29 protein-coding genes are annotated in these 26,159 nt (G+C 36.2%); 7 read left to right on the top strand and 22 right to left on the bottom strand.

Going from position 1 to position 26,159, the window contains the following annotated elements; translation table 11 throughout:
• Window positions 1–53: 53 nt before the first annotated feature.
• The 9 genes from rfbD to ACRYLU_RS00915 all read right to left on the bottom strand — a co-directional run bounded on the left by rfbD (window position 54) and on the right by ACRYLU_RS00915 (window position 6,194).
• Entirely contained in the window at window positions 54–953 is a 900-nt protein-coding gene (gene rfbD / locus ACRYLU_RS00955) for a dTDP-4-dehydrorhamnose reductase (protein ID WP_038598725.1), read from the bottom strand.
• A 56-nt stretch (window positions 954–1,009) separates the two neighbouring features.
• The gene (locus ACRYLU_RS00950) at window positions 1,010–1,390 is read right to left on the bottom strand and encodes a VOC family protein (protein WP_038598720.1); all 381 of its coding nucleotides are present in this window, start codon (window positions 1,388–1,390) and stop codon (window positions 1,010–1,012) included.
• Between the two features lie 39 nt (window positions 1,391–1,429).
• Window positions 1,430–2,482, bottom strand: a complete 1,053-nt coding sequence (gene rfbB, locus ACRYLU_RS00945) for a dTDP-glucose 4,6-dehydratase (protein ID WP_015425693.1) — start codon at window positions 2,480–2,482, stop codon at window positions 1,430–1,432.
• A 62-nt stretch (window positions 2,483–2,544) separates the two neighbouring features.
• Window positions 2,545–3,111, bottom strand: a complete 567-nt coding sequence (locus ACRYLU_RS00940) for a PASTA domain-containing protein (RefSeq protein ID WP_038598717.1) — start codon at window positions 3,109–3,111, stop codon at window positions 2,545–2,547.
• A 110-nt stretch (window positions 3,112–3,221) separates the two neighbouring features.
• Window positions 3,222–3,482: a hypothetical protein gene (locus tag ACRYLU_RS00935; protein WP_445081076.1), complete on the bottom strand. Its 261-nt coding sequence runs from the start codon at window positions 3,480–3,482 to the stop codon at window positions 3,222–3,224.
• Window positions 3,482–4,075 carry a dTDP-4-dehydrorhamnose 3,5-epimerase family protein gene (locus ACRYLU_RS00930; RefSeq protein WP_010905193.1) on the bottom strand — a complete coding sequence of 198 codons (594 nt, stop codon included), beginning with the start codon at window positions 4,073–4,075 and terminating at the stop codon, window positions 3,482–3,484. The genes ACRYLU_RS00935 and ACRYLU_RS00930 overlap by 1 nt, the downstream gene beginning before the upstream one ends.
• Before the next feature lie 60 nt (window positions 4,076–4,135).
• The gene (locus ACRYLU_RS00925; RefSeq protein WP_003129779.1) at window positions 4,136–4,426 is read right to left on the bottom strand and encodes a hypothetical protein; all 291 of its coding nucleotides are present in this window, start codon (window positions 4,424–4,426) and stop codon (window positions 4,136–4,138) included.
• 47 nt (window positions 4,427–4,473) lie between these two features.
• Window positions 4,474–5,343: a glucose-1-phosphate thymidylyltransferase RfbA gene (gene rfbA / locus ACRYLU_RS00920; protein WP_010905191.1), complete on the bottom strand. Its 870-nt coding sequence runs from the start codon at window positions 5,341–5,343 to the stop codon at window positions 4,474–4,476.
• Window positions 5,344–5,534: 191 nt separating this feature from the next.
• The gene (locus tag ACRYLU_RS00915; protein WP_038598708.1) at window positions 5,535–6,194 is read right to left on the bottom strand and encodes a DUF1129 domain-containing protein; all 660 of its coding nucleotides are present in this window, start codon (window positions 6,192–6,194) and stop codon (window positions 5,535–5,537) included.
• 135 nt (window positions 6,195–6,329) lie between these two features.
• Between ACRYLU_RS00915 and rpmB the strand changes: the two genes are divergently transcribed.
• The 3 genes from rpmB to ACRYLU_RS00900 all read left to right on the top strand — a co-directional run bounded on the left by rpmB (window position 6,330) and on the right by ACRYLU_RS00900 (window position 8,798).
• A complete protein-coding gene (rpmB, locus tag ACRYLU_RS00910; protein ID WP_003129776.1) occupies window positions 6,330–6,524 on the top strand; it encodes a 50S ribosomal protein L28 in 195 nt (64 codons plus the stop codon).
• 247 nt (window positions 6,525–6,771) lie between these two features.
• A complete protein-coding gene (locus ACRYLU_RS00905) occupies window positions 6,772–7,134 on the top strand; it encodes an Asp23/Gls24 family envelope stress response protein (protein ID WP_025016601.1) in 363 nt (120 codons plus the stop codon).
• Window positions 7,134–8,798, top strand: coding sequence for a DAK2 domain-containing protein (locus tag ACRYLU_RS00900; RefSeq protein ID WP_445081075.1), 1,665 nt, complete (start codon window positions 7,134–7,136; stop codon window positions 8,796–8,798). The genes ACRYLU_RS00905 and ACRYLU_RS00900 overlap by 1 nt, the downstream gene beginning before the upstream one ends.
• 129 nt (window positions 8,799–8,927) lie before the next feature.
• On the opposite strand, the gene msrB is transcribed toward ACRYLU_RS00900, so the two are convergent.
• Entirely contained in the window at window positions 8,928–9,356 is a 429-nt protein-coding gene (gene msrB / locus ACRYLU_RS00895) for a peptide-methionine (R)-S-oxide reductase MsrB (RefSeq protein WP_058202898.1), read from the bottom strand.
• 334 nt (window positions 9,357–9,690) lie between these two features.
• On the opposite strand from msrB, the gene ACRYLU_RS00890 reads away from it, so the two are divergent.
• From ACRYLU_RS00890 to ACRYLU_RS00875, 4 genes are all read left to right on the top strand, one after another.
• On the top strand, window positions 9,691–10,149 hold the full coding sequence (locus ACRYLU_RS00890) for a ferrous iron transport protein A (RefSeq protein ID WP_038598698.1): 459 nt from the start codon (window positions 9,691–9,693) through the stop codon (window positions 10,147–10,149).
• Window positions 10,150–10,250: 101 nt separating this feature from the next.
• Window positions 10,251–12,380, top strand: coding sequence for a ferrous iron transport protein B (feoB, locus tag ACRYLU_RS00885; protein ID WP_058205538.1), 2,130 nt, complete (start codon window positions 10,251–10,253; stop codon window positions 12,378–12,380).
• A complete protein-coding gene (locus ACRYLU_RS00880) occupies window positions 12,367–12,567 on the top strand; it encodes a hypothetical protein (RefSeq protein WP_003129760.1) in 201 nt (66 codons plus the stop codon). The genes feoB and ACRYLU_RS00880 overlap by 14 nt, the downstream gene beginning before the upstream one ends.
• Window positions 12,568–12,847: 280 nt before the next feature.
• Window positions 12,848–13,996: a CPBP family intramembrane glutamic endopeptidase gene (locus tag ACRYLU_RS00875; RefSeq protein WP_038598692.1), complete on the top strand. Its 1,149-nt coding sequence runs from the start codon at window positions 12,848–12,850 to the stop codon at window positions 13,994–13,996.
• 21 nt (window positions 13,997–14,017) lie between these two features.
• On the opposite strand, the gene ACRYLU_RS00870 is transcribed toward ACRYLU_RS00875, so the two are convergent.
• The 12 genes from ACRYLU_RS00870 to ACRYLU_RS00815 all read right to left on the bottom strand — a co-directional run bounded on the left by ACRYLU_RS00870 (window position 14,018) and on the right by ACRYLU_RS00815 (window position 26,045).
• The gene (locus ACRYLU_RS00870) at window positions 14,018–14,923 is read right to left on the bottom strand and encodes a prenyltransferase (RefSeq protein ID WP_445081074.1); all 906 of its coding nucleotides are present in this window, start codon (window positions 14,921–14,923) and stop codon (window positions 14,018–14,020) included.
• A 193-nt stretch (window positions 14,924–15,116) separates the two neighbouring features.
• Entirely contained in the window at window positions 15,117–16,097 is a 981-nt protein-coding gene (locus tag ACRYLU_RS00865; RefSeq protein ID WP_012897024.1) for a polyprenyl synthetase family protein, read from the bottom strand.
• A gap of 150 nt (window positions 16,098–16,247) precedes the next feature.
• Window positions 16,248–16,859 carry a nitroreductase family protein gene (locus ACRYLU_RS00860; RefSeq protein ID WP_038598686.1) on the bottom strand — a complete coding sequence of 204 codons (612 nt, stop codon included), beginning with the start codon at window positions 16,857–16,859 and terminating at the stop codon, window positions 16,248–16,250.
• A gap of 243 nt (window positions 16,860–17,102) precedes the next feature.
• Window positions 17,103–18,200, bottom strand: a complete 1,098-nt coding sequence (gene rlmN, locus ACRYLU_RS00855) for a 23S rRNA (adenine(2503)-C(2))-methyltransferase RlmN (RefSeq protein WP_058205540.1) — start codon at window positions 18,198–18,200, stop codon at window positions 17,103–17,105.
• A gap of 193 nt (window positions 18,201–18,393) precedes the next feature.
• Window positions 18,394–19,152, bottom strand: a complete 759-nt coding sequence (locus ACRYLU_RS00850) for a YutD family protein (protein ID WP_015081911.1) — start codon at window positions 19,150–19,152, stop codon at window positions 18,394–18,396.
• 14 nt (window positions 19,153–19,166) lie between these two features.
• Window positions 19,167–20,510 carry a bifunctional metallophosphatase/5'-nucleotidase gene (locus ACRYLU_RS00845; protein WP_038598676.1) on the bottom strand — a complete coding sequence of 448 codons (1,344 nt, stop codon included), beginning with the start codon at window positions 20,508–20,510 and terminating at the stop codon, window positions 19,167–19,169.
• Between the two features lie 251 nt (window positions 20,511–20,761).
• On the bottom strand, window positions 20,762–21,214 hold the full coding sequence (locus ACRYLU_RS00840) for a dUTP diphosphatase (protein ID WP_038598673.1): 453 nt from the start codon (window positions 21,212–21,214) through the stop codon (window positions 20,762–20,764).
• Window positions 21,215–21,277: 63 nt separating this feature from the next.
• Window positions 21,278–22,714, bottom strand: a complete 1,437-nt coding sequence (locus tag ACRYLU_RS00835; RefSeq protein WP_038598670.1) for a glycoside hydrolase family 1 protein — start codon at window positions 22,712–22,714, stop codon at window positions 21,278–21,280.
• A gap of 130 nt (window positions 22,715–22,844) precedes the next feature.
• Entirely contained in the window at window positions 22,845–23,039 is a 195-nt protein-coding gene (locus ACRYLU_RS00830; protein WP_445081073.1) for a hypothetical protein, read from the bottom strand.
• Entirely contained in the window at window positions 23,036–23,242 is a 207-nt protein-coding gene (locus ACRYLU_RS00825) for a hypothetical protein (protein ID WP_010905174.1), read from the bottom strand. Before ACRYLU_RS00825 ends, ACRYLU_RS00830 begins: the two co-directional genes overlap by 4 nt.
• A gap of 125 nt (window positions 23,243–23,367) precedes the next feature.
• A complete protein-coding gene (locus tag ACRYLU_RS00820; protein WP_012897016.1) occupies window positions 23,368–24,852 on the bottom strand; it encodes a PTS sugar transporter subunit IIC in 1,485 nt (494 codons plus the stop codon).
• A 98-nt stretch (window positions 24,853–24,950) separates the two neighbouring features.
• Window positions 24,951–26,045, bottom strand: coding sequence for a DUF871 domain-containing protein (locus tag ACRYLU_RS00815; protein ID WP_038598659.1), 1,095 nt, complete (start codon window positions 26,043–26,045; stop codon window positions 24,951–24,953).
• Window positions 26,046–26,159: the final 114 nt, after the last annotated feature.

Genomic DNA, 26,159 nt, shown 5'->3' with positions numbered 1-26,159 from the left:
TTTTGCAGGTCGCTGACAGAATTTTCAATTAGTTTATTTTAATGACAGAGTCATTATTTTTTGTTAATTTCGCCTTTTACGCCATCTTTATTTTCACGCAAATCGCCTTTTTCAAGCATACTTGCTAAAGCTTCTTGCCATGTTGGAATGACAAAACCTGTCGCTTTTGCTTTTTCAAGACTCATTGTTGAATTAAATGGACGTTTTGCTTTTGCTGGGAATTTGCTTGAATCCACAGGTTTAACAAGCACATCTGTGTCTTTCAAGATTTCTTTGGCAAAATCAAACCAAGTCACATCTTCACCAGGCGCAGCATCGTTTGTTAGATGATAAAAACCAAAATCAGCTTTTTCATTAACCAAATAAACCATAAATTCAGCAAGTGTACGTGTCCAAGTTGGTCTGCCGTGTTGATCATTAACAACGGTTAATTCTGGAAAACGTGTCGCCAAGTTTTGCATTGTGAAGACAAAGTTTGGTCCATAAGAACCAAAAACCCAAGCTGTACGGATGATGTAATGTTTTACACCCGAAGCCACAACTGCTTCTTCACCAAGATGTTTCGTCCGTCCATATTCAGATTCAGGAGCTTTTGGTGCATCAACCGGCCACTCTTGGCCAATTGGCAAAGTTCCGCCAAAAACATAGTCAGTTGAAATATAAACAAGTGTTGCCCCAACACGTGCTGCCGCTTCGGCTACATTTTTAGTTCCATCAACATTGATTTTTTCATCAAGTTCACGACCTTCGTCTTCAGCTTTATCAACAGCTGTATAAGCCGCACAATGATAGACAAGTTCAGGTTTATTTTCATCAAAGAATTTATCAACAGCTGCTTTGTCAGTAATATCGAGTTCTTTAGCATCTGTTGCTGTATAAGCCATGCCACGTTCATCAAGTAAATGACGCAACTCTGTTCCGAGTTGCCCATTTCCACCTGTTATTAAAATCATTTGTTCTCCAATCTTTAATTTTTTACTGACAGATTTGTCAGTAAAAATGTTAAATCCTAGTGCGGTTGATTATTATGGCAAACTGCTTCTATAGCATAACCATCAGGGTCATAAATAAAAGCCGCATAATAATTTTCGTGAAAATGTTTGTGATAGCCAGGTCTGCCATATCCTTTAGCTCCAAGCTTTATGGCTGCTTCGTTAAAATCATCTACTTCTTGATTACTTTTGGCTTGGAAAGCCAAATGGAAAGAGAAAGGTTGTCCTTCATAAATTGCAAAATCACCAAAGGGATCGGATGAAATGCTGTCCGAAAAATTTGCTGATTTTTCGGAGCGATGATGAAGTTTATAACTCAAAGGAGCAAGCACAGCTTCATAAAATCGAATTGAACGTTCAATGTCTTTAACAGCAAAACCACCAATATGATTAATCATATTTACACACTTCCCCGCACTTATTTACCGACAGAAAATTTATTTTTCCAAAACTTTTTGTGTTTCAGCATATTTTGCTTCAACAGCTTCTTTTTCAGCTTTCCACCAGTTTTCGTTTTCACGATACCAGTCGATGGTCGCTTGCAAACCAGATTCAAAGTCAGTATGTTTTGGAGCCCAACCAAGTTCTGTACGTAATTTACTATTATCAATTGCGTACCGAAGGTCATGGCCAGCACGGTCAGTTACACGGTCATAATCGTCTTTATCTTTGCCCATACGAGTCAAAATATCTTCAAGAACTTCTTTGTTATTTTTTTCACCGTCTGCACCGATAAGGTAAGTTTCACCCATACGACCTTTAGTCAAAATTGTCCAAACGCCTGATGAATGGTCTTCTGTATGAATCCAGTCTCGAACGTTTTTACCATCACCGTAAAGTTTTGGTTTGATTCCTGAAAGAATATTAGTAATTTGACGAGGAATAAATTTTTCGATGTGTTGGAAAGGTCCGTAGTTATTTGAGCAGTTTGAAATTGTTGCTTTAAGCCCAAATGAACGTACCCAAGCACGAACAATCAAATCAGAAGCCGCTTTAGTTGAAGAGTAAGGGCTTGATGGATTGTAAGGTGTTTTGTCAGTAAATTTTTCACCTTCACCTTCGCCATGACCTGGCAAATCTTCACGATAAGGCAAATCACCATAAACTTCATCAGTAGAAACATGGTGGAAACGTAAATCATATTTACGAGCCGCTTGAATCAAGGTATAAGTTCCGATAAAGTTTGTTTGGATAAATTCATCTTGAGATTTCAATGAATTATCATTATGGCTTTCAGCTGCATAGTGAACAATTGCGTCTGCTTTAGAAGCTACTTGATCAACAATTTCAGGGTCTGCAATGTCGCCAACAACAAGTTCGACACGTCCACTGTCAAATAACATGTTAATGTTATTAACATTTCCTGCATAAGTTAATTTATCCAAAACTGTGATATGCACGTCTGGATGATTGTTATAAACATAGTGTACAAAGTTTGAGCCGATAAATCCTGCTCCACCTGTCACAACGATATTTTTAAATTCAGTCATGTTTTTTCCTTTTTTATAAAATATTATTTATATTCTTGCTGATAGAGTTGGCAGAAAATTTTTTAATTCTTTGTAATTTTATCCTTCTTGAGAATTTTTGAAGAGATAACTTTGGTTTTATTGGAAATAGTTTTAGTTGTGTTACTAAATTTTTCATGAATAGTTGAAAATGATTCAGCCCGTTTTTCTTTACTTTTAGCTGATTTTTCCAATCGATTCTGTTCCTTTATATGTTTTTGTTTCTCTTGCTCATCAAAAAGTTTTTGGCTCTCCTTGATAACTGATTCGGTTAGATAGCTGATTGTCACAGTTGAACCTGGAGCAACTTTCTTTTTAGCGTGGGGAATAGTTTTTATGACCACTAATTTTTTTTCATCTTTATACTTCATGCTTGGTTTTGTTATTTCAGCAGAAACTGAGACTAAGCCAATTTTTTCAAGCATTACTTGCGCTTTATCTAAGCTTACAGAAAAATCTTTACCATAAAAAGTAGGAATTTCAACGTAATCTTTGCGTTTTTCGTTTCGTTCATCAAGAGCTTCTTTTGCTGGTTGCGCTGCTGTAACTACAGTTCCAACAATAGTTGCCATCGAAGTTGCAATTTTTACAGCTTCCTTTATTTTAACCATTTCATATCCACCCGTTATCATCCTTTATTTTTGAACTAAAAACTTACAATCAAGGACTATTACATAATCTGGCCACTCACAGCTTTACTGACGAACTCGTCGATAAAGTTTCAATCTTCTATTACTCGATATTCTCTGACAAATTTTGCCTTTGGCACAGCTTTTAAATATTTTCCATTGAAGACCAAATAATCGCCAATAGGAACTGTCATTTTGAGTAAACCACCGACATTTTTTACTGACAGCGATTTATCGTTCCAAGAAAAGCCCCCGTCAGTAAATGCTTGATTGGACCAGCTCGGTCTGTCAGTATTTTTTTCAACTTGCCAAAATTCTAACCGTTTTTTAGTTCGTAAATGTAAAGCAAACATTAGAGTTCATCAGCCTTCAAAGCTTTTACATCTTTTAATAATGGATGATTTTTATCAGCTTCAGAAACTTCAGCATTTTCAACATCTTCCCACTTAATTCCCAAAGTTGGGTCAGCATAATTCACAAAAGCGTATTTAGGTTTAAGTTCAAGTGCCCAGTAATCATTAACTAAATAGCTATAAGAAACTGTGTCAGACAAAACTTGGAATCCATTAGCCACACCACGTGGAACAAAAATTCCTTTACTTGCATCAATCACAGTTTGATAAACATGACCGAAATTTTCTCCTTCACGTAAATCAACCCATGCGCCTAAAACACTTCCGCCATCAGCGACAGAAATATACTTATCCCAAGGTTCAGCATGAAGCCCACGCAAAACATTTTTACGAGAAAAACTTACATTGTTTTGTAATTTTTCTTCGGCAAAAAAGCTTTCTGGAAAGCCAAGTGGCATCATTTTTTCTTTTTGGAAATTTTCTTTAAACCAGCCACGATTATCACCATGAACTGGAATATCAAATTCTAACATTCCAGGAATTTGGCTGATTTCTCGTGCAGCCAATGTTTTTTCAAAAAAATTATCAGTCATATTTTTCTTTCTAATCACTATTTTCAAAGTTTATTCAAGAACAACGCTAACTTCATTCAGTCACTTATCTTTTTTCGCTTTTGCATTGACGTGTGATTTTTGAATGTGTTCGAGCGTTAGGTTATTAGGTACATCTGGATGATGTTTTCGACAAAGAACATAAAGTCCATCAGCTGTGCGATGAAGTCCAATTCGATGACAACCTGGTGCATGACATTTTAGTCTTCGCCAAACAACAGCAAAGACACCAAAAAGTGGCAAACAGCTGAAAAATCCGCCCCACCACGCTGACCAACCTGCGTCAGTCACACCAGTAAACCACAAAAACCATTCCCAAATATTTTTTAGCATTGATTGTCCTTCTTGTACTTTGACAACTTTACTTTAATAATGACTTTTTAGTCTTTTCCAATCAAACGAAGCAAGTATTGACCATACTCATTTTTCTTAAGTGGTTGGGCCAATTTAAGAACATCGTCAGCTGTAATATAACCCATACGGTAAGCAATTTCTTCCAAGTTTGCCACTTGCATATTTTGCATCCGTTGAACTGTTTCAATATATTGTGCAGCTTCAAGGAGAGATTCATGTGTTCCTGTATCTAACCAAGCAAAGCCACGGCCCATTAATTCAACTGACAAATCGCCACGTTCAAGATAAGCTTTATTTACGTCAGTAATTTCAAGCTCTCCACGAGGTGAAGGTTCAATGTTTTTGGCAATTTCAATAACATCATTATCGTAGAAGTATAAACCAGTTACTGCATAATTTGATTTAGGTTCTTCTGGTTTTTCTTCAATAGAAACAGCATTCATGTTTTCATCAAATTCAACGACACCAAATCGTTCTGGATCAGGAACATGATAACCAAAAACAGTGGCTCCTTTTTCTTTTGCAGCTGCATTTTGAAGCATTTTAGACATCCCAGGCCCGTGATAAATGTTGTCACCCAAAATAAGCGCAACTGAATCATCACCAATAAATTCTTCACCAATAATAAAAGCTTGAGCCAATCCATCTGGTGATGGTTGTACCGCATATTGCAGATTAATCCCAAACTCAGAACCGTCTTGAAGTAACTCTTTAAAACGTGGGGTATCTGTTGGTGTCGAGATAATCAAAATGTCTTTAATCCCAGCCAACATCAAAGTTGACAATGGGTAATAAATCATTGGTTTATCGTAAATAGGCATCAATTGTTTTGATGCAGCACGTGTGAGTGGGTAAAGTCGTGTTCCAGACCCTCCTGCTAAAATAATCCCTTTCATCAAAGGACCTCCATAATCATAATTAATCAATATACATTATAACACAAAATTTTTATCAATACACAACCCTCTGTGGTCATTTTGAGGATAAAAGGTTGATAAATAGGCATTTCTGATACTATTTTAAAATGCTAATGAAAAGATTCTACCTATATAAGTAAAAAAATCTCTAAAATTAGAGACTTCCTTTTTTATCTTCTTGGTTGAGCCACCAAAGCAGATTGAATATTAAATTGACGTTTCAAGAGCCAACGAACTCCAAAGGCTACAAGACCAACAATAACTAAAGCAATTGCAGGAAGTTGCAAATTAACTGATGTTGGCAAAAGGCCAGAGAAGATAGTTACCGCAATCCAAAGGAGAACTGACAGAGTAGTTGCTGCAAAACCTTTCCAATTCCAAGTTCTACGACTGTTATCCGCTTTAGGACGGTAAAAGTAACGATACATCATATACATTACCAAACCAGCAACTGCCGCTGACAAGATTGTTGTAATCAAGCCATAAACTGGGGCCTTAGAAGTGATAAGCGCGGTTACTCCATTTAAAAGAGAAATAAATCCTAAAAAGAGCAGGCTACTATCAAGCCACATCAAAACTGGATTTTCATTTTTTTCACTGACAGGTCTGTCAACAAGTTTTGGTTGATATTGAGAAACAAATTCAGTTGGCGCTCCCAATAATTTACGAGCAATAATTCCTGATTTTTGACCTTCAATAATTTGCGGAAGAATGTCATTCAATATTTCTTTAACTTCTTCATCTGATTTCCCAACTAAAATCAATTGTTTCGTTACCGAATGAATGTATTCTTTATTTTTAGCAGTAAGTTCTTCGATTAAATTTTCCATAATCTCATTTTATCAGAAAGCGTGAAAAAAAACAGCCAAAAATAGTCAAAAGCTTGATTTTTTTATTTGAAAAATGTTATAATCAACAAGTATGTTGTTTTTAAGCACATAAAAATCTAATGGGAGGTAAATATCATGTCTAAAGAATGTTATTTTACTGGTCGTAAGACTGTTTCAAGTAACAACCGTTCACACGCGATGAATCAAACTAAACGTGTAGTTAAACCAAATCTTCAAAAAGTTACTATTCTTGAAAACGGTGAACTCAAAACTGTATGGGCTTCAGCTAAAGCTTTGAAGAAATTGCCAGCAGGCGTAGAACGCGTATAATTTTTGTTTTTTGCAAAACACAAAAATATCCTGTCATCTGACGGGGTTTTTTTATTTACAGACAGCTCTGTTAGTGCTGACAGACGGTAAATTTCAAAAAGCAGTTCAAAAGAGCTGTTTTATTTTATAAAAGTATGATAAAATGAGTAATGATATTTAAATAATATGGAGGAAAGTGCCGTTTGTCAGTCAATTTTTCTTTATTTACAAAAATTTGTAAATTATTGACGACGGTACAGCTATGAAAATGAGTGTTACTATCAACAACCAACACGGGAATGTCGATATTGCTACCGAAGTCATTGCAACGGTTGTGGGTGCATCTACAACTGAAATTTTCGGCGTAGTCGGCATGACCAGTAAATCTGCTGTTAAAGATAATGTTCGCAGTGTTTTGCGTCAAGAAAACTATTCTAAAGGAGTTGTCGTTACAACTGCTGACAACGAAACTTCTATCGATGTTTATGTTGTCATTTCTTATGGTGTAAAAATTAGCGAAGTTGCAAAAAATATTCAAGAACGTGTTCGTTTCAATCTCGAAAATCAACTTGGCATCACAGCCAGTAGCGTAAACGTATATGTACAAAATGTGAAGGTGGTTGAAGATTAGTGTCAAATATTAATGCAAGTAAATTTCAAGAAATGGTTCAAGCAGCGGCAAGCCGTTTGAACGAACAAGCCGAATATGTTAACTCGCTTAATGTTTTCCCTGTTCCCGATGGAGATACAGGAACAAACATGGGCATGACCATTACAAATGGGGCAAAAGATGTTGCTTCTAAACCAGCTGATACTGTTGGTCAAGTGGCTCAAATTCTTTCAAAAGGTCTTCTTATGGGGGCTCGCGGAAATTCTGGTGTTATTTTAAGCCAACTTTTCCGTGGTTTCGCTCAATATGTTAAAGATTACGAAGAAATTGATGGAATCCATCTTGCAGCTGCACTTCAAAATGGGGTCGAAGTAGCCTATAAGGCAGTTATGAAACCTGTTGAGGGAACAATTTTAACTGTTTCTCGTGGTGCTGCTGAGTTAGCAAAACGCAAAACTGACGAAACTGATGATGCTGTTGAAATTATGGAAGCAGCACTTGAAGGAGCTAAAAAAGCACTTGCCATGACTCCTGATATGCTCCCAGTTCTTAAAGAAGTTGGAGTTGTTGACTCTGGTGGTCAAGGTTTGGTTTATATCTATGAAGGCTTTTTAATGGCGCTTAATGGTGAATTCGTACCAGAAACACCTGTGGCCGAACTTGGCGCAATGGACCGTATGGTTAATGTTGAACACGAAAGTGTTGCCAATGCTTCAACAGCGGACATCAAATTTGGTTATTGTACAGAAATCATGGTTGAACTTGGTAAAGGTCCAACTTCTCGTGAAAGTTACGACCACGATAACTTCCAAGCTTATCTTGCAGGAATTGGGAATTCACTTCTTGTTGTTGATGATGAGGAAGTCGTTAAAGTCCACGTTCATACAGAAGATCCTGGTTTAGTTATGCAAGAAGGACTTAAATATGGACGTCTTGTAAAAGTTAAAGTTGACAATATGCGCTTGCAAAATGAAGGTGTGGCTGAAAAAGAAGCAAAATCAACAAATGTTTCAACTTCTACTTCTAAAAAAGACTGGGGCTTAATTGCTATTGCTGCTGGTGAAGGTTTAGCTGATATTTTCCGTGAAATGGGTGTTAATCATGTTGTTTCTGGTGGGCAAACAATGAATCCTTCGACAGAAGATATTTTGACTGCTATTGAAGCTGTTAACGCAGAAAAAGTAATTATCTTACCTAATAACAAGAATATCTTTATGGCTGCAAAATCTGCTGCTGAAGTAGCTGAAATTCCTGTTGAAGTGATTGAATCTGCCACTGTTCCTCAAGGATTTACAGCACTCTTGAGCTTTGACCCTACACGTTCAATTGAAGAAAATAAGGCCGCTATGACTGATGCACTTCTTGACGTTAAATCTGGTTCAGTAACAACGGCCATTCGTGATACAAATGTCGATGGTATCGACATTCATAAAAAAGATACACTTGGAATGTTGAATAACAAAATTGTTGTTTCAACACGAAAAATGAATGATGCTATCTTTGCTGTCTTTGACCAAATGATTGATGAAGATAGTGAGATTGTAGCGATTTATATCGGTGAAGAAGGAAAAAAAGCCAACGCTGACAAAATTGCTAAAGAACTTGAGAAAAAATATCCTGAAATTGAAGTTGAAATCCACGAAGGAAAACAACCGGTTTATCCATATCTCTTCTCAGTTGAGTAAAATATAGAAATAAAAAAATTCTGATGTTAAACATCAGAATTTTTCTTTTGCTTTATAAAAAGTTACTGACAGAAGCATTTTTCATTGATTAAAATTTCTGTCAGTAACTTTTTTATTGAGTGTATAGAATTATGAAAAGTATTTGATGTACTCTCCATAACCTTCTGCTTCTAATTGGTCAAAAGGAACGAAACGCAAAGCGGCAGAATTAATACAATAACGCAAACCTCCCTTATCTAAGGGGCCGTCAGTAAAAACATGACCCAAATGACTGTCAGCATTACTAGAACGAACTTCTGTACGTTCCATAAATAGAGATTTATCTCGTTTTTCTTTGACAACTCCTTTATCAATCGGTTGTGTAAAGGCTGGCCAACCGCAGCCTGATTGATATTTATCTAAACTTGTAAATAGGGCTTCACCACTCACAACATCAACATACAATCCTTTTTCAAAGAAATCATCAAACTCATTAGCAAAAGGGGCCTCTGTCCCATTTTCTTGGGTAACACGATAAGCAAGTGGGCTTAATTTCTTCTTAAGTTCTTCTTTTTCCATCAGCAATTTTCCTTTCCTACATGTGTCCATTGACTGTCAACCTTTTTGACACTAGTGTAAACTTGGTTGACAAAGGGCTTGATCCCTTTACATTAGGCTGTCCACAAGCTTTTTTTGTCAAAAACAAGTCCTCATCTGATATGATTCATCCTATCAAAAATCCCTATTGATTTCCATTGAAAGCACTTAAAGATTTTAGGAGCTCCATTTCTTAAACATTAAAAGTTACTGTTATTTTTCAGAAAATTCTTGTATCGTACTTTAAATTTTGATATAATCATAAATGTAAAACGTACTTGACATTTTCTGTAATCATTTGATTTCGGGAGGTAAAATGAAAACTCTTAACGATACCCATATTGGGCAAATTTATTATATTCATAAAATTATTGGGAAGAATCAAGCTAAACTGCGTGATTTAGGTATGATTTCCGATAAAAAAATAACATTAATTTCTACTGACGGCGAGAATGCAATTGTCAAAATTGATGAAACTCGCCTTGCTTTAAGTTCTGAATTTTTGGAGCAAATTTTTGTAAAAGAAGAACGTTCTAGCGAGGATATCATTGGTTTAGCTCACTTGCAAGTTGGCCAAACTGGTGTCGTTCGCATGATCGACGCAACGTCTGATATCAGGCGCCGCTTGATGGACATGGGCATTACGCGAGGAACAAGTGTTCATCTGCAAAAATTAGCCCCACTTGGCGACCCTCTTGAACTTAGGCTTCGAGGCTATTCTCTCTCTTTGAGAAAGACCGATGCTGAAAAAATTAAAGTCGTTCTTGAACGATAGTAAGCAAAATTGTTGACCTATTTTTATCGTTATTTTTGTAAAGAAATTGTCCTAGAATACTTAACAAAGTCTAACGAAATTTAAGAAGAAATTTTAATAATATGAAAATAATTGCACTACTCGGAAACCCCAATAGTGGAAAAACGAGTATTTTTAATCAACTAACCGGTTCAAATCAGCAAGTTGGTAATTGGCCAGGTGTTACGGTCGAAAAGAAATCTGGATTTTATCGAAAAGATAAAAGTATTTGTATCCAAGATTTACCTGGTCTTTACTCTCTTTCTCCTTATTCACTTGATGAGCAAGTTGCCAGAGATTTTTTGACAAAAACACCACCGGATGCCCTCATTAATATTGTGGATTCAACGAATTTAGAGCGTTCACTTTATTTGACTTTACAGCTGATGGAACTTGGAATCCCTATGGTTTTAGCGCTTAATATGAGCGACCTTTTGGCTGGTCAAGGGAAAAAAATCGACATTGAAAAACTTTCTTATAGCCTTGGAATTCCTGTTGTTACAACCTCGGCCATTAAAAATAAAGGTTTAGATGAGGTTGTTAAAGCAGCACTAAAAAGTCATGAAAGTCAGCCTTTAGATTATGACCATCGACTTGAAGGGGCGCTCTCAGAAATTGGTAAAGTAACTGGTTTTACCAATCGTTTTGAACAAATAAAAGTTTTCGAAGGCGACAAACTTTTATTAGCTGGAGAAACAGATAAAGCGCTAAACCAGCAACTTCATACTGACAATTCTCAAGCTGACTTATCAGCAAAACAGCTGGCTGAAATTGAGGAAATTGTTTCTATCACCGAAAAATTAATGGCAGATGACCGTGAATCAATTATCGTTAATGAACGTTATGATTTAATTGGTCATATTGTTCAACTTTGCGTTACTCAGACTGAAACTGGTAAAATTAATCTGACAGATCGAATCGACCAGATTATTACCCATAAATGGTTGGGACTTCCTATTTTTGTTTTTATCATGTGGTTGGTCTATTTTATTTCTATTCAAACGGTCGGAACAGCAGCGACCGATTGGCTCAATGATGTCTTCTTTGGTCAATGGCTTCCTGATTTAATTGCCAATGGAATGAATGCTTTAGCGGTTACCCCTTGGGTTCAAGATTTAGTTTTAAATGGTGTCGTTGCTGGAATCGGAGCAATTTTAGGTTTTGTTCCACAGATTTTTGTTCTCTTTTTACTTTTAGGAATTCTGGAAGATTCTGGATATATGGCTCGGGTAGCCTTTGTCATGGACCGAATTTTTAGACGATTTGGCCTTTCTGGCAAGTCTTTTATCCCCATGCTTATTGCTTCTGGCTGTGGCGTACCTGGAATTATGGCGACGAGAACGATTGAGCAAGAGCGTGACCGAAAAATTACAATTATGGTCACAACTTTTATGCCTTGTTCTGCCAAACTCCCTATTATCGCATTAGTTTCTGGTGCTTTTTTCCCTCATGCTTCTTGGGTTGCTCCTAGTGCTTACTTTTTGGGAATGTCCATGATTATTCTCTCTGGTATTATTTTGAAAAAAACAAGGATGTTTTCTGGTGATACTTCGGCTTTCATCATGGAACTTCCTGCCTATCATTTACCTTATGCGATGACTGTTTTAAAATATGCTTTCGACCGTGCGTTTTCTTTCGTCAAGCGGGCTGGTACGATCATTTTCGCTATGAATGTTCTGATTTGGTTCACTTCAAATTATAATTGGACCTTGGCCCATGTTGATGCGAGTCAATCTATTCTTGCTGATGTTGGTAAAGTTGTTGCTATTATCTTTGCTCCTCTTGGTTTTGGGGAATGGCGGGCAACAGTCGCTACAATTACTGGACTAATTGCCAAAGAAACGATCGTCGGAACAATGGGTGTCCTTTTTGCTCATAATTCTTCTGACAGTCACCAACTCTGGTCCGCTGTCCAAGCTACCTATACTCCTCTTTCCGCTTATTCTCTCCTTGTTTTCAATCTGCTTTGCGCACCATGTGTTGCTGCAATTTCAACAATTTATAAGGAAATGGGCGATGTTCGTTGGACTTTACGAGCGGTTGGTTTTCAAACTTTAGTTGCTTATAGCATGAGTTTCATTATTTATCAATTGGGTAGTTTGTTTAGCTCACAAAACTTTGATGTTTTTAGTTTATTAGCATTAATTGTATTGTCGGTTGGTTTATATTTCATTTTCAGAAAAGGGAAAGGTCTTACTTATGAACTTAGCTAGTATTGTCATTTTGGCTGTCATCCTCATTATTACTGGATTTGCCATTTTTAAAACTGTTCGTAGCAAAGGGGCTTGCGAAGACTGCAACGTTAACACTTGTCCGGTCAAGGGAGCGGCGGCTCTACCTGTTTCAGCTGAATCTCATTCAACTAAAAAAACAGATGTTAAACATGATTGTTGTAATTAAAAAAGTTACTGACAGACTTATTATGGTTAAATTTACTACCATAGCAAGTCTGTCAGTATTTTTTTTAAGCTTATTTTGAATGTTTTAGAATACCTATAATTTTGTCAGTACTTTTCACTTAATAATCTTGATTTACCTGCCAATTACCCTTTGTTTATAATTGACAAGAAGAAAATTTATAACTATAATCAAAATATAACTGAAACATTATGCAAAATCTGTCAAAGTTTTTTCACAAAGGCTCACTGACAACTATTTTTGAACTCAAGAAAGGTCTTCTATGAAAAAATACATCAGCGTCTTTAGTGTTTTCTTGGTCTGGCTTGCCTACTTACTGGCACTCAATCCTATTCTCAAGGCTCTTGGTCTTATCAATTGGTTACGCAGCCTCGGACATTTTGCTTCACTAACCTCTATTATTATTCAAGAAATTCCAATTATCATCATCTTACTGCTACTCAATCATTTTTTCTGGCATCAAAAATTGCTATTTAAAGGATATAACTGGAAAAAAGCATTAGGAATGCTCATTCTTCCTTTAGTCATGTTTTTGGCAGGTTTAGTTCTTGCAATAGGAAAACATGCCCCTGCTTCGTATATTTTTCTAGCCATTGGAGCCACTTTATTAATTGGTTTTGCTGAAGAACTCTCTTTTAGAGGTTTGATTTTTGGTATTTTAGTTAAAAATTCTAAGGATAAGATTATTGTTCCTTTATTTATTTCAAGTATACTATTTGGACTCATGCATTTGGTCAATATTCGTAATCAACCTTTAGAAAATACTATCATTCAAGTTCTTGGAGTTATGGCTTTTGGACTTTTCGCAGCTGTGGTTTACATGAAAACAAGCAATTTGATTTTTGCGATTGTGGTACATGCCATGAATGATTTCATGGCAATCATGGCCAGTTCGGGTAGTTTATCTTCACAACAAACCAACCCTCTGACAATTCTCTACGAATGGTTTATTTTTGGTACACTCGCTTTCGCATTATTTTACACGGGTTGGACTCAAAGAGAAAAATTCATTGCCGCCATTCAAGAACGTAGTCCACAACTTACAGCACGTAAGTTACCTACTCTTGCTCAAAGTTCAACTTTCCGTAGAATTTTTGCCCTAGTTTCAATGATTTATGGCATTTTGATTTTACCAACGCTACTCCTTTTTTCAAAAATATCTACTAGTGCTGGCAGTCGAGCAGAAATTGCAAATAAAGCATTACCTATTTATCTTTTATTTCTTCTAGGAATCGCCCTATATGTCTTTTTAATTGTTTTCTTTAATTTCCACTTAGGAAATCTTTGCTGGTTATTCCTTCCTTATATCGGTGGTCCAGTCTTTGCTTTAATCGCTCTGGTTAATGGTGCAAGACCACTAACTGAAAAAACAAATCAATCTAAAACAATCAATAATAAAACTCCAAATTAATTCATTTGGAGTTTTTCTTTTTTAAAATTTAATTAAACTAACAAAGAATAGTAGGACTTGTACAAGTTGAAAAACCATTAAGATTTTAACCGATGAAATAAATGTTTCTTTTTTTACTTGTTTTTGCAAATATGGTCGAGCAAATTTTATCATCAATGGTGCAATTAACAGAATCAAAAGCATAATTGGAGAAAGTAATCCTAAAATTACAGCAACAACAATGGCAACAAAAGCCAAAATTAAAGCTGTAATCCACCAAATAAGTGCTGCCTTTTTCCCAATATAATGCACGATTGTGTAGCGGTGATTGGCTTCATCTTCTTCTAAATCGCAGGTGTTATTGGCTAACATCAGATTTGCAATCAATAATGTATTAGGTAAAGCAATCAAGAAAGTGGTTGCCAGATTCGCAAATGACCAAACAAAATTCTGAGAACTATTGATATAAAGGCAAATCAGAAAAATGACATAACCCATTGTCAAACCTGATAAAAGTTCACCAAGTGGAAGTGATGAGAGTGGTTTTGGCCCTCCAGCATAGAAAACTCCAACAGCATAGCAGAGTATTCCCAACCAAAAGACTGCCCAACCAGTCATTAAAGCGACAACAATTCCTAAAATCAGACTACCAAAAAAGAAAAAGGCCAATAAACTTTTGATGAGTCCCATTGATAAGTTCTCGCGTCCGATAATATTTGTATTTTTTTGATAATCATCTGTATCTACTGCTTTATGATAATCATTATAGTTGTCCCAAATATCAACAAAACAGTTGAACATAAACATTGCCACAAAATAAATGGCAAGTGCTGACAAATTGACTGACTGATAATGGTAAAGCGAGTAAGCAAGCCCTAGTAAAAATGGAAAAATTGAAGCAGTTTTAGCTTTCAATTCAATTAGTTCAGCAAATATTTTAAAATTCATTATTTCCTCTTTTTATTTATCAATTCGTCTATAAAAACTATTTCTTATTTTATCACATTTTAAATCAAATCTTTTAAAATCAAACTAGAGAAATACTAGCTTTAAAAGCTTTATCTCAAAAGTTACTGACAGAAAAATTTTCTAATAGCTGTCAGTAAAATTTTCTATGAAAAAGCCTGTCAGTGACAGGTTTTCAATAATTTCTTTCCAATAAAATTTGTGTTGCTTCTTCTAAAATCTGCCGATTTGGCGATTCTGGTAATTTCCGAATTTCATTCAAAGCCAGTTCTGTTAATCTTCCAGCAACAAGGAGCGCTCCTGCTATCCCACCTGATTCTGTCACTAATTCTGCTAAATCTAAACATTCTTGTCTTGACAAATTTTCTGGCGCTTCTAAATAAGGAGCAATCGCTTCATCATTTACTTCACGAGCCAAGAGTAAAGGTAATGTATAAATCCCTTGACGGAAATCTGTCAAAATAGGTTTATCAGCTTCATCAAGTCCTACTGTAAAATTTAAAATGTCATCATAAACTTGAAAAGCAAGACCAATTGCTCGACCAATTTTACGGGCAGAATGTTGTAATTTTTTATCCCCGCCAGCAAAATAAACACCTTCTAAACAGCTAAGACTCAGTAATTCAGCTGTTTTTCCGCTAATTGCTTTCATATAGCGTCTCGCTGTATTATTTTTGTCAAAAGCAGATTGCATTTGAGTCAATTCACCCTGAAGAATTTTTTTCATTGATTGAGCATTTTTAGCGACAAAACTTGTCCCATTCATGGTTTCAATCAATAATTCAAAATAAACAGTATAAACAAAATCTCCAGCATAAACAGCTACATCTTTGCCAAATTGTGACTCTATTGACGGTAAACCACGTCTTAAAGGGGAGTCATCGATAATATCATCGTGAATCAATGTTGCTGAATGAAGCATCTCTAATGATGCAGCGATTTTAATGAGCTTCTCTTCATCTTTAGAGCCATTAGGGACAATCCCAGCGAACAGCAAAAAAAGTGCAGGACGAACCATTTTCCCGCCACGTGATGCAAATTTCTCTAGTGCTGCTTCTATCTCTTGATTATTAATTTTTAAACGCTCAATCATGAGCGCTTGAACATCCTTTAATTTATTCTGAATTTCGGGATAATCCTGCCAAAATGTGAGCAATGTTTTTTCTCTTTCCTCTCGATAATTCATTCATTTCTTTTGATAATGACTTATCAAATATCTTACTCCATTTTAGCAAAATAGACCCAATGTTGCGAACATAATGGCTTTTTTTCATAAGTAAAAAGAAGTTCAGATGAACTCCTTTTTTTATCGAATTTCCATAATTTGACTTTGAGGTAGGCGGTAACTTGGTTTTCCTTTATCTTCTGAATTTCCAAGCGGAATAATTAGTTCTGGGCGATAACGTTTTTCAACTTCTAAAAGTTCATTCACTTTTTGAGTTCGATTAAAGCCCATGATGATGTTGCTTTCATAACCGTAATTTTTAATAGCCAAAACAAGATTCATTGTAACCAAACCAATATTGATAGAAAGATAATTACTTTCATGAAGTTCTTCAAATCCTTCATACATTTGTGGATAACGACTATTGAAGCGCAGAAGTTGTTCATCATCCAATTCTCCAGCTCCTAATCTAGCAATCTCACGAGAACGTTCAACTAAATCTGTATCGCTAAAGAGGACAATGACTGCACCAGCTTGTTTGATTTGTTCGTGATTGCCAGGATCAACTTCAGAAAGTAATGCTTCCCGTTTTTCTTCTGATTCTACAATGACAAAATGCCAACTTTGAATATTGTGGGCAGAAGGAGCTAAACTTGCTGCAGAAATAATTTGTTTAACATCCACTGTGGGAATTTTTTTACCGTCAAAGTTTTTTACTTTGTGTCGTGATTTATTGAGCTTTACGTAATCCATGATACTCCTCTATTCCTCTTATGAGATGTAGCTGAATAGTTTCTCTGAAATTGTTTGCATCAATTTCCAAGTCTAGTAGAGCAGACACCCGTTTTTTCTTTGTTTATATTTTAGCAAATTTTTTCCACTTTTGCATAGCATATTTATTCATTATATTTATTTTTTTATTAAATATAAGTTATTTCCGAAATATTTTACTGACAAAAGCGGAAATAAAAAAACTGCCTGGTCAGCAGTTTTTTATTAGGCTAATTTAGCCTTATTTTTCTTAATTTGTTTTGAACGTAATTGTCCACAAGCTGCATCAATATCTGTTCCATGTTCTTGACGAACGACACAGTTAATGCCATTTTTCTTCAAAACATCATAAAATTTTGCCGTATTATCTTTTGTTGAACGTTCATATTTAATATGTTCCGCAACTGGATTGTAAGGAATCAAGTTAACATAAGACAATTTATTTCTAGGTTTTATCAAGTCAGCCAACTGTTGAGCAATTTCTGGACTGTCATTTTCACCAGAAAGCATAATATATTCGTAAGTCACACGTCGATTGGTTGTTTCTGTATAATAGTCAATCGCATCAAAAAGTTTTTCAAGTGGTGCATTACGAGTAATACGCATCAATGAAGTCCGCAACTCATTATTTGGAGCATGAAGTGAAATTGCTAAATTAATTTGTAGATTTTCATGCGCAAATTCTTTAATTTTTGCTGGCATAAATCCACAAGTCGAAACTGTGATGTGACGGGCCCCAATTGCCAGTCCATTATCATCATTAATAACACGCAAGAAGTTCATTAGATGTTCGTAATTATCAAAAGGTTCACCAATTCCCATAACTACCACGTGTGAAACACGTTCATCTAAACCACGTTCATCAAAGTATTTTTGAACGAGCATGATTTGGCTGACAATTTCCCCAGCAGTCACATCACGTTCTTTTTTCAAAATCCCAGAAGCACAGAAAGTACAACCCATATTACAACCTACTTGAGTTGTCACACAAACAGACAAACCATAAGATTGACGCATCAAAACTGTTTCAATCATCATCTTGTCAGGGAGCATAAATAGATATTTCACTGTTCCGTCAGCAGATTCTTGAACAACAACTTGTTCTAATGGATTCAAAATAAAATGCTCATTAAGTTTATCAATAAAAGCAGCTGATAAATTGCTCATTTCTTCAAAAGATTGAACACGTTTACGGTAAAGCCAATCCCAAACCTGAGTTGCTCGGAATTTCTTTTCTCCATTTTCAATTGCCCATTCAATTAATTGGTCACGTGTCAATCCATAAATTGAAGGACGCGTTTCTGTTATTATATTCTCTGTCATTATTTTCCTTAAGTATCTCAAATTTTAATCGTGCAATTTTTCATATCCCTTGAATACACTCATAAAATCAATTTAAATTATTATCATTTATTTATGAAAAACTAAATCACTTAGAAGTCCATAAATGTTAATTCTACGATAATTTTTAGTCTTTGACAAGTTGGCTGACCGTCAAATAACTTTTACAAAATCCTCAATCCTTTTTACGATTACGAATGACAAAGCCTTGATTCTCTTGCTTTTTAGTCTCTGTTTGCTCAACTTTTTTACGAGGATTCCGTTTTTTCATTGTAAATTTTTTATCAGAATCTTTAGCTGGATTTTGTTTTTTATTGTCTGTTTTTCTCTCTTGAGATTTTTTACTGACAGAAACTTTTTTATTTTTGTCAGTAACTTTTGGTTTTCTGTCAGTAGATTTTTCACGAATTTTAAAATCTTTACGAGCTTCTGATGAATTTTCTGAACGTTTGTCTTCTTTAGCATTAACTTTCTGCTCATCACGCGCCCGATTGCGATTACGATTTCTCTTACGACGTGGCTTATCAAATCCTTGCTTCAACTCTTTTTCGGTAAAAAGTTTCTCAGAAACAAAGGCTTCATCTTTTGTCCGAATCCGCCGTAAAACAAAATAAGCACAACCGTAATTACAATATTCATTGACATAATCTTCAAGATGATCAATTTTATTGTCTGCCAACATTTTTCTACGACTGGTTGAGAAAAAACCCTTCAAACGCAGTTGCTCAAAGCCCCAATCTCCCACAATATAATCATACTTATCTAAAACATCAGAAAAGCGTTGTTCTAATTTTTCCGCATCAAAAGCCTCACGATAATTATGAACAATATGAAAAGTTCGTTGTCCAACTTGAACAACTTCCCCTACTGCCATAACATGTTCGCCAGGATATTTATTATAATTTAACTTACTTTCGTCTATTACTTTAGCCATTAATTTTTCTATTTCTATTTATTTTTAAAATGTTCTGCTACAATTTCTCGTAAGAAATAAGGGAATAAAATTTCTGATTTTCCCAATTTTTTCAATAAAGGAAAATACCAAGCAAACAAATATTGGTCAGGTAAAACAATTTGATAACTCTCTTCATCAGAAATTTTTTCAAGTGACTGATTTTCCGAATTTTTTATGTAAAAATTACCTTCGTGTGGCTCAATTCCATGAAATATAAGAGAACCAAATGTTTTTCCACGAAAACCCATTCCTTGAATTTTTTGGGTGGCAAGGAAATCCGAAACATCCATAATTTCAAGCAAAACTTGTCTAAGTTCTTCACCTGTAAATGTGAAACGAACTAAACGAATCGAATGGGGTAAAAATTCATGTAAATCATCTAAAGTTAAATGATTTGGTAATTCATCCGTCACCAACAAGCCGGAATTCATGAGACAAAGTTTTGTATTTCCATAATCCGCAAAGATTTTTGCCAAATAATGACTTGCTTTGAAATCCGGTAAAACATTAGGTAAGGCTTCAGGTAAATCAGCAACGACTGTTCCTTCTAAGAGTTTATGCCCTCTCAGTTCCCAACCATTGGTTTCTACCAAATCCGATTTTCTTTGAGGAAGCGTATTGGTTGCTGTCGCTTCAATTTGTGCATCAACTAATTGATTATTTTCATTAAAAGTTAAATCAATTTGCCCCACATATTCGCCATAGCGTCCAGCAGCTGCAAGAAGGGTTTGATTAACTTGAGCACCATGTTCAAATAAATGATGTGTATGAGCTCCAATAATCAAGTCAACCTCATCATAATCCTTTGCAATTTGCTCATCAACATTCTTACCCAAATGAGAAAGTAAAATGGTAAAATCACAATCCAGTTTTGGTAAAAGTTCATCTAAAACCACAAAAGGGTCTGACAATTCCCAGCCCGCCTGTGGATAAGCAAGAACATAAGGGGCTGTCAAACCAATTAATCCAATTCGTAAGCCAAATGAAGTCGTGACTATCAAAGGCTCAGATTGTGCAAAATTTGTCGCCAAATTTGACAAGAGAACAGGAAAATTAGCTTCATCATAGAGATGAGAAAGCATCTCATGTGTCAGTCCTAGTCCCTCATTATTACCTATTGTCGCCGCCGTCAAATCTAAACGATTCATCAATTCAACATTAAATTGTCCCTCTGTTGCCTCCGTCAAAGGATGAACCCGATCCACATTGTCACCCAAGTCGAAAGACAAACTTTCAACTTCTTCATGTGATTTTTCCGCAAAAAAACGCTCAATCACAGGGAAACGTTCCAAGTGAGAGTGTAAATCATTCAAATGGAGGATACGCAGTTTATTCATAATACTATTATAGCATAGCTACTAAGGCTAAACAATATTTCGTCTTACTAGCTTTCGCCTAATTTATAAGCAAGTGAAACTTAAGATAGCTATAGTTCTTCCTCAGAGCAATAAAGCATCTCCAGATGCTCTCACAGTTTGCTTGTGACAAACATAAGATTTATAACACAGGTAATAAGAATAGGCTTTAAAAGCTTCTGTTCGCAAAAATAAAAAGCGCTATTGCGCTTCTTAAATTACTTTAATTTGGATTAGGCTCCTGTTGACCCAAAACCACCAGTCCGTTCTTCTTTTTCTTGATTTTCATCGCCATCAGCGACCAAGAAAGGCATGAAGACTCCCTGAACCACGCGCTCCCCTTTTTCAACTAGGACTTCTTCATCAGTGAAATTACGCATCTGCATGAACATATGCCCTTCATTATCAGGATTATTATAGTAATCCTTGTCAATAACACCTACTGAATTGATTAAAACCAATCCTTTTTTACGAGGATTTGATGAACGGTCATACATATAAAGTACTTCATCTGACTGCATATAGGCCTTCAAGCCTGTTGGAATTAATTTAATTTCCCCTGGCGCAAAACTAACGGTTTCAGCTGCTTCAATGTCATAACCTGCTGAATGTTCAGTTGAACGCTTTGGTATATTAATTCCAGCATTTTTATATTTAGTTACCACTTCAAATCCACGAATTTTCATCTCTTACCTCATTTGTTTTTTTCTATTATATCATAAAAAAAGCACTCAGAGAGCGCTTTTCATTTAGACTTCTTCAGCATTTGTTTCGATGAGATGTTGATACCAGTAATAAGAATCCTTCGGTATCCGTTTCAATGAACCCTCCATTGTTTCATCTTGGTCAACATAAACAAAACCATAACGTTTTTGGTAGCCATTTAACCAAGAAAGGAGGTCAGTATAAGACCATGTGTGATAACCAATGACTTTTGCTCCATCCGTCATCGCTTCTTTGATTGCTTTAACATGACTTTCTAGATATTTGATTCGATAATCATCATGAATTTTTCCGTCTTCAACTTTATCATATTCGCCCAAGCCATTTTCTGTAATCATCACTGGAATACGATAACGAGAAGTGATACGACGAAGTGCAATTCTCAGGCCTTCAGGGTCAATTTCCCAATCCCAATTTGTTCGGTCAATAAAAGGATTTTGAATTTTTTTATGGAGGCCTGGAATTCCTGATTCTTTGGTTGTTCCTTTTTTACCACTTGTATTAAAGGAACCGACTCCAACTCCTCCGTCAACTGGATTCCATGCGTTAGTAGCTGTCTGGTAATAATTAATACCTAGAAAATCAGGTTTAGCTGATTTCAAGAGTTCAGCATCCCCTGCTTCAAATTCAGGTGCTAGCCCATTTTCACGTAAATAAGCCATTGCCGCAATTGGGTATTCTCCGTAAAGATAAACATCCATCCAAAAATGACTATAAAGCTCTTCTGCATTTTCAGCCGCTAAAACATTGAGTGGGTCAGAATCTTTAGCATATTGTGGCGTATAGGCAAACGAAGGACCAATTTGTCCATCCATTTCAAGTTCATGAAATTTATTGATTACCGCAGCATTTGCCAGATTAGCAATATGATTGACCTGATAAAAAAGTTTCATATCTCTTTTTCCAGGTGGGTGAGTCGCGAGTGACCAACCTTGACTTGTAAAAATATTTTGTTCATTAAGCGATACCCAATATTTTACTTTACCTTTGAAAGCTTTAAACAAAACTTCAGCATAGTTAACAAAATCTGCAATAATTTCTCGTGATTCCCAACCACCATATAAATCTTCTAAGGCTTGGGGCAAATCCCAGTGATAAATCGTGACAATTGGTTCAATCTCATTAGCAATCAACTCATCAATCAAATCTTCATAGAATTTTAAGCCCGCTTGATTGACTTCACCACGACCGTCAGGTAAAATCCGCGTCCAAGCAATTGAAAAACGGTAGGATTTAAGGCCCAACTCTTTCATTAAAGCCACATCTTCTTTATAGCGATGATAATGATCAACAGCGACATCCCCATTTGTTCCTTTAAAAGTCTTACCTGGAATACGGACAAAATTATCCCAGACGCTGGCTTTTTTGCCATCTTCAAAAGGTGCTCCCTCAACTTGATAGGCTGCCGAAGCTGAACCCCATAGAAAATCATTTGGAAATGCTTTTAATTTTTTGTGCTCCATTTTATTCCCCCATTACTTGTTTATAGTCTATATTATAACATTTGTAACCGTTTTATTTTGTTTTATCTTTTGGAATTTGTTTTTTTATTTTTACGTGATTATCCTAAAAAAGTTGTCTTAAAAGACAACTTTATTTTCTTGATTTTATTTTTATATCTTTATGCGCTTGTTGATTTTCTGCTTCTATTTTGTTGGCTTTCTTTTTTTGGCTGCGTCCAATAAGAATCATTGCCAAGCCAATTAAAACGATTGCTAAACCAAGCCAGTTTTGATAAGCCACAAGCAATAGCCCTAAACTGATAAAAGCGATGCCCCAGGTACTCATACAACACTCACATTAAAGAAGACAGCTGCTCCAAATGAGCTTCCTTTAATTAGCTGTTTAGCCATTGCTGCGTCAGTCGTTGCGTCATCTGTTGGTGTTTCAAAGAAAAGTTTTAATCCTTGTTTTTTTGTATGTTTAAAGCCATTTTCTTCTAAAAGTTGAATAATTTCTTTTTGCATCATTGCAGAATTTACGAGTATCATAGTATTTCCTCCTCTATGAGTGTTTTTTTATCACATCTGATAAGGTTTATATTCTAAATCTTACCAGATTTAACAAAAAATGTGTAGAGCAAGTTTTCTCACTTGCTCTACCATTAATTTCAAATTTAGTCGAGTTCAGTTTCTTCCAACTTGTTAGCTGCGATAACGAATGGTACCCAGATAACAAAGGTAATGATCAAGTTGATAATTGTAAGGACAATTGCCCGCCAGTCAAAACCGGTTGCCATGAAGGCATTCATAATTGGTGGTGTTACCCATGGCACAGCATTGACAACTGGGTCAACCAAGTGAAGGGCTGTTGCAGTGTAGGCAATGATTACAGAAATCAATGGAGCGACTGCAAATGGAATAAAGAAGATTGCATTCAAGACAACTGGCAGACCGAAGAGGACTGGTTCGTTGATGTTGAAGATACCAGGTGCAAGTCCGAGACGTCCAACAATCTTGTAGTCTTTACGTTTAGAGAAGAGGATGATTGCAATAACAAGTGTAATTGTACCACCTGATCCACCAAACCATGCAAAGGCGTCCCATGAACCACGTACCCAAAGGTTAACGTAGTCACCATTAATGGCATGTGCTTTATCAACCGCACCTTTAGCAATCAAGTCACGGATACCTTGTGAGTGAACTTGGAAGTAGAGAGCTTGGTTATTAAGTCCAAGAGGTCCCCAGATACCATCGAGTACTGGTGCCAAAACGTTTGGTCCGTGAAGTCCGAAGAACCAGAAGACTGAAACAAAGAGTGTAACAATCAGTACTGAGAAGATATTTTGTGACAGAATTTGGAATGGCTCTGCGATATAGTGGGTAATCAAGTTAATGACAGAGTCATTTGTCAATTTACCAATGATGTAGTAAATTAGACCAACGATATAAAGTGCTGCAATTGTAGGAATGATTGCTAAGAAAGCTTTTGCTACTGCAGGTGGAACTGATTCTGGCATCTTAATTGTGATGTCAGCAAGCATGAGTTTTGCATAAATAATAACTGCAAGGGCACCCATAATAATAACTGTGAAGTAAGCTCCAGCATCGAGGTGAGCTGAGGCAAAGAGTGGTTTCCAAGCGGCAAGTCCTTGATCACCAAGAACGCCATTAAGCTTGTCAGTTGCTGCTACACCAGCTTTACCTGTACCAAGGGCTGCTGTAAATTTACCCATTTGGTTTGGCAAACCTGCAAATAAGGTTGCAACTGATACGATACCACCAGCGAGGTCATTGACTCCGTAAGCACGGGCCAAATTGTAACCCCAAGAAAAGGCAAAGATAAGACCAATAACTGTCAGTGTTCCTTGGTTAACAAGGGCTGAAATATTGTTCAAATCACCAATGATTGGTGTATTAGCAAGTGTCCAGACTTTCTCTGGTGCTAATTTTGAGAATGCTGTTGCTCCCAACATCATTTGTTGGATAGCTGACGGGAATGTTGTCACGATAGCTGAAATCATGGCAGCTAAGGCACCAGCAAGTGTTGCTGGCAACATACCGATAAATGAGTCACGCAGCGCAACTAGGTGTTTTTGAGACCCAATCTTTGCCGCAACAGGGACGAGATATTTCTCCATCCACGCAGTAATTCCGTTCATGGAATTCCTCCTTTATAATATAATAATAAATAAACTTTCAAAAAAACTTTTTGAACATAATTAAGGTTCTGTCAGTACTGACAGGCATAGATTATCGATTATTTTTTGCTCTCGATAAGTTTAAATGAGCTCCATGGTTTTAGGAAATCGAGTAGGAATAATTCATCATCTGCGATACGTCCAACCACATTGACTCGACCATCATTTTCCATTTCACGTAAGGCGATTTGAGTTTCACCTTTATATTGACCATAGCCTTCGTTGTCAATAATGACATCGCCACGTTGAATTTTATCAGTATCGTGAGCGGGGAATTCAAGGTCTTTATAAGTGATTCTTGTCATTGTTGAACGGAGCATGTAAGCTGATTTATCACCACGGTAGCTATGTGTCGCTTCAAAAAGACATTTGCGTTCATTTTCACTGATTGTTTCACGTGGAACGACTTTAATCTCAGGCATGCTTGCGTTAAATGCTTGGCTCATCGCTTTAAGTTCTTCTTCGCTCGCATAAGCGTTGGCAATAGTGACATCATCAATTCCACCGAGGAGTTTGTAATGTTTAACTTGTGTCGCAATTTCAAGGCTTCTATGGTCTTCAAGAGTACAAAGGCCATCTTGAGTTGGCCAAGGACCAAATGTTGCTGCTTGCGAATTGACAAAGGCCATGGTGTTTAAATTATAGCCCTTGAATTTTTCTGTACATTTGAGATAATGGTTAAATTCCAATCCTGTGTAACGATGTGGGTAGAAATTGTGACTTCCCAACAGTTTTTCAGTATCAGGTGAGTAATCCATTATTGAATCAACATAGGTTGTTCCCTGACTCATGTTGATTTCAATTTTGATTCCGTAAGGATTTCGGGTCATTCTGGCTTCTTCGGCTCCTGTGAATCCTATGTCAAGTCGAACTCCATCTGCACCCATTTCATGGAAAAAGCTGAGGTCATCATAACTAATGTTAAGTTGTGTAAAGAGACCTGGATTGATATCCACCATGACTTCCATTCCTAACTGATTGGCGTAATCGACAACTTTTTTGAAAGCTGCAAGAACCTCTTCTTTATCTCCATCAATTTCAAGTAAAGAAGTAAAGACGCGCTTAAATCCATATTGATGCGCTAAATCAAGATAAGCTTTATCCGCCTCAAAGTTGGATCGTTCTGGATAGATAGACACCCCTAATTTTCCCATTTTTTTCTCCTTTTTCTTATTTGTTTATTTCTTTTTTTCTTTCTGAAATAAACCATAAGTCTATGATAAGGCTTTCATTTCGTTTTTGCAAGCGATATCTTCCCAAAAAAAACA

Source organism: Lactococcus sp. KTH0-1S (assembly GCF_052544945.1).
This window is presented reverse-complemented; position numbering and strand designations above follow the sequence as displayed.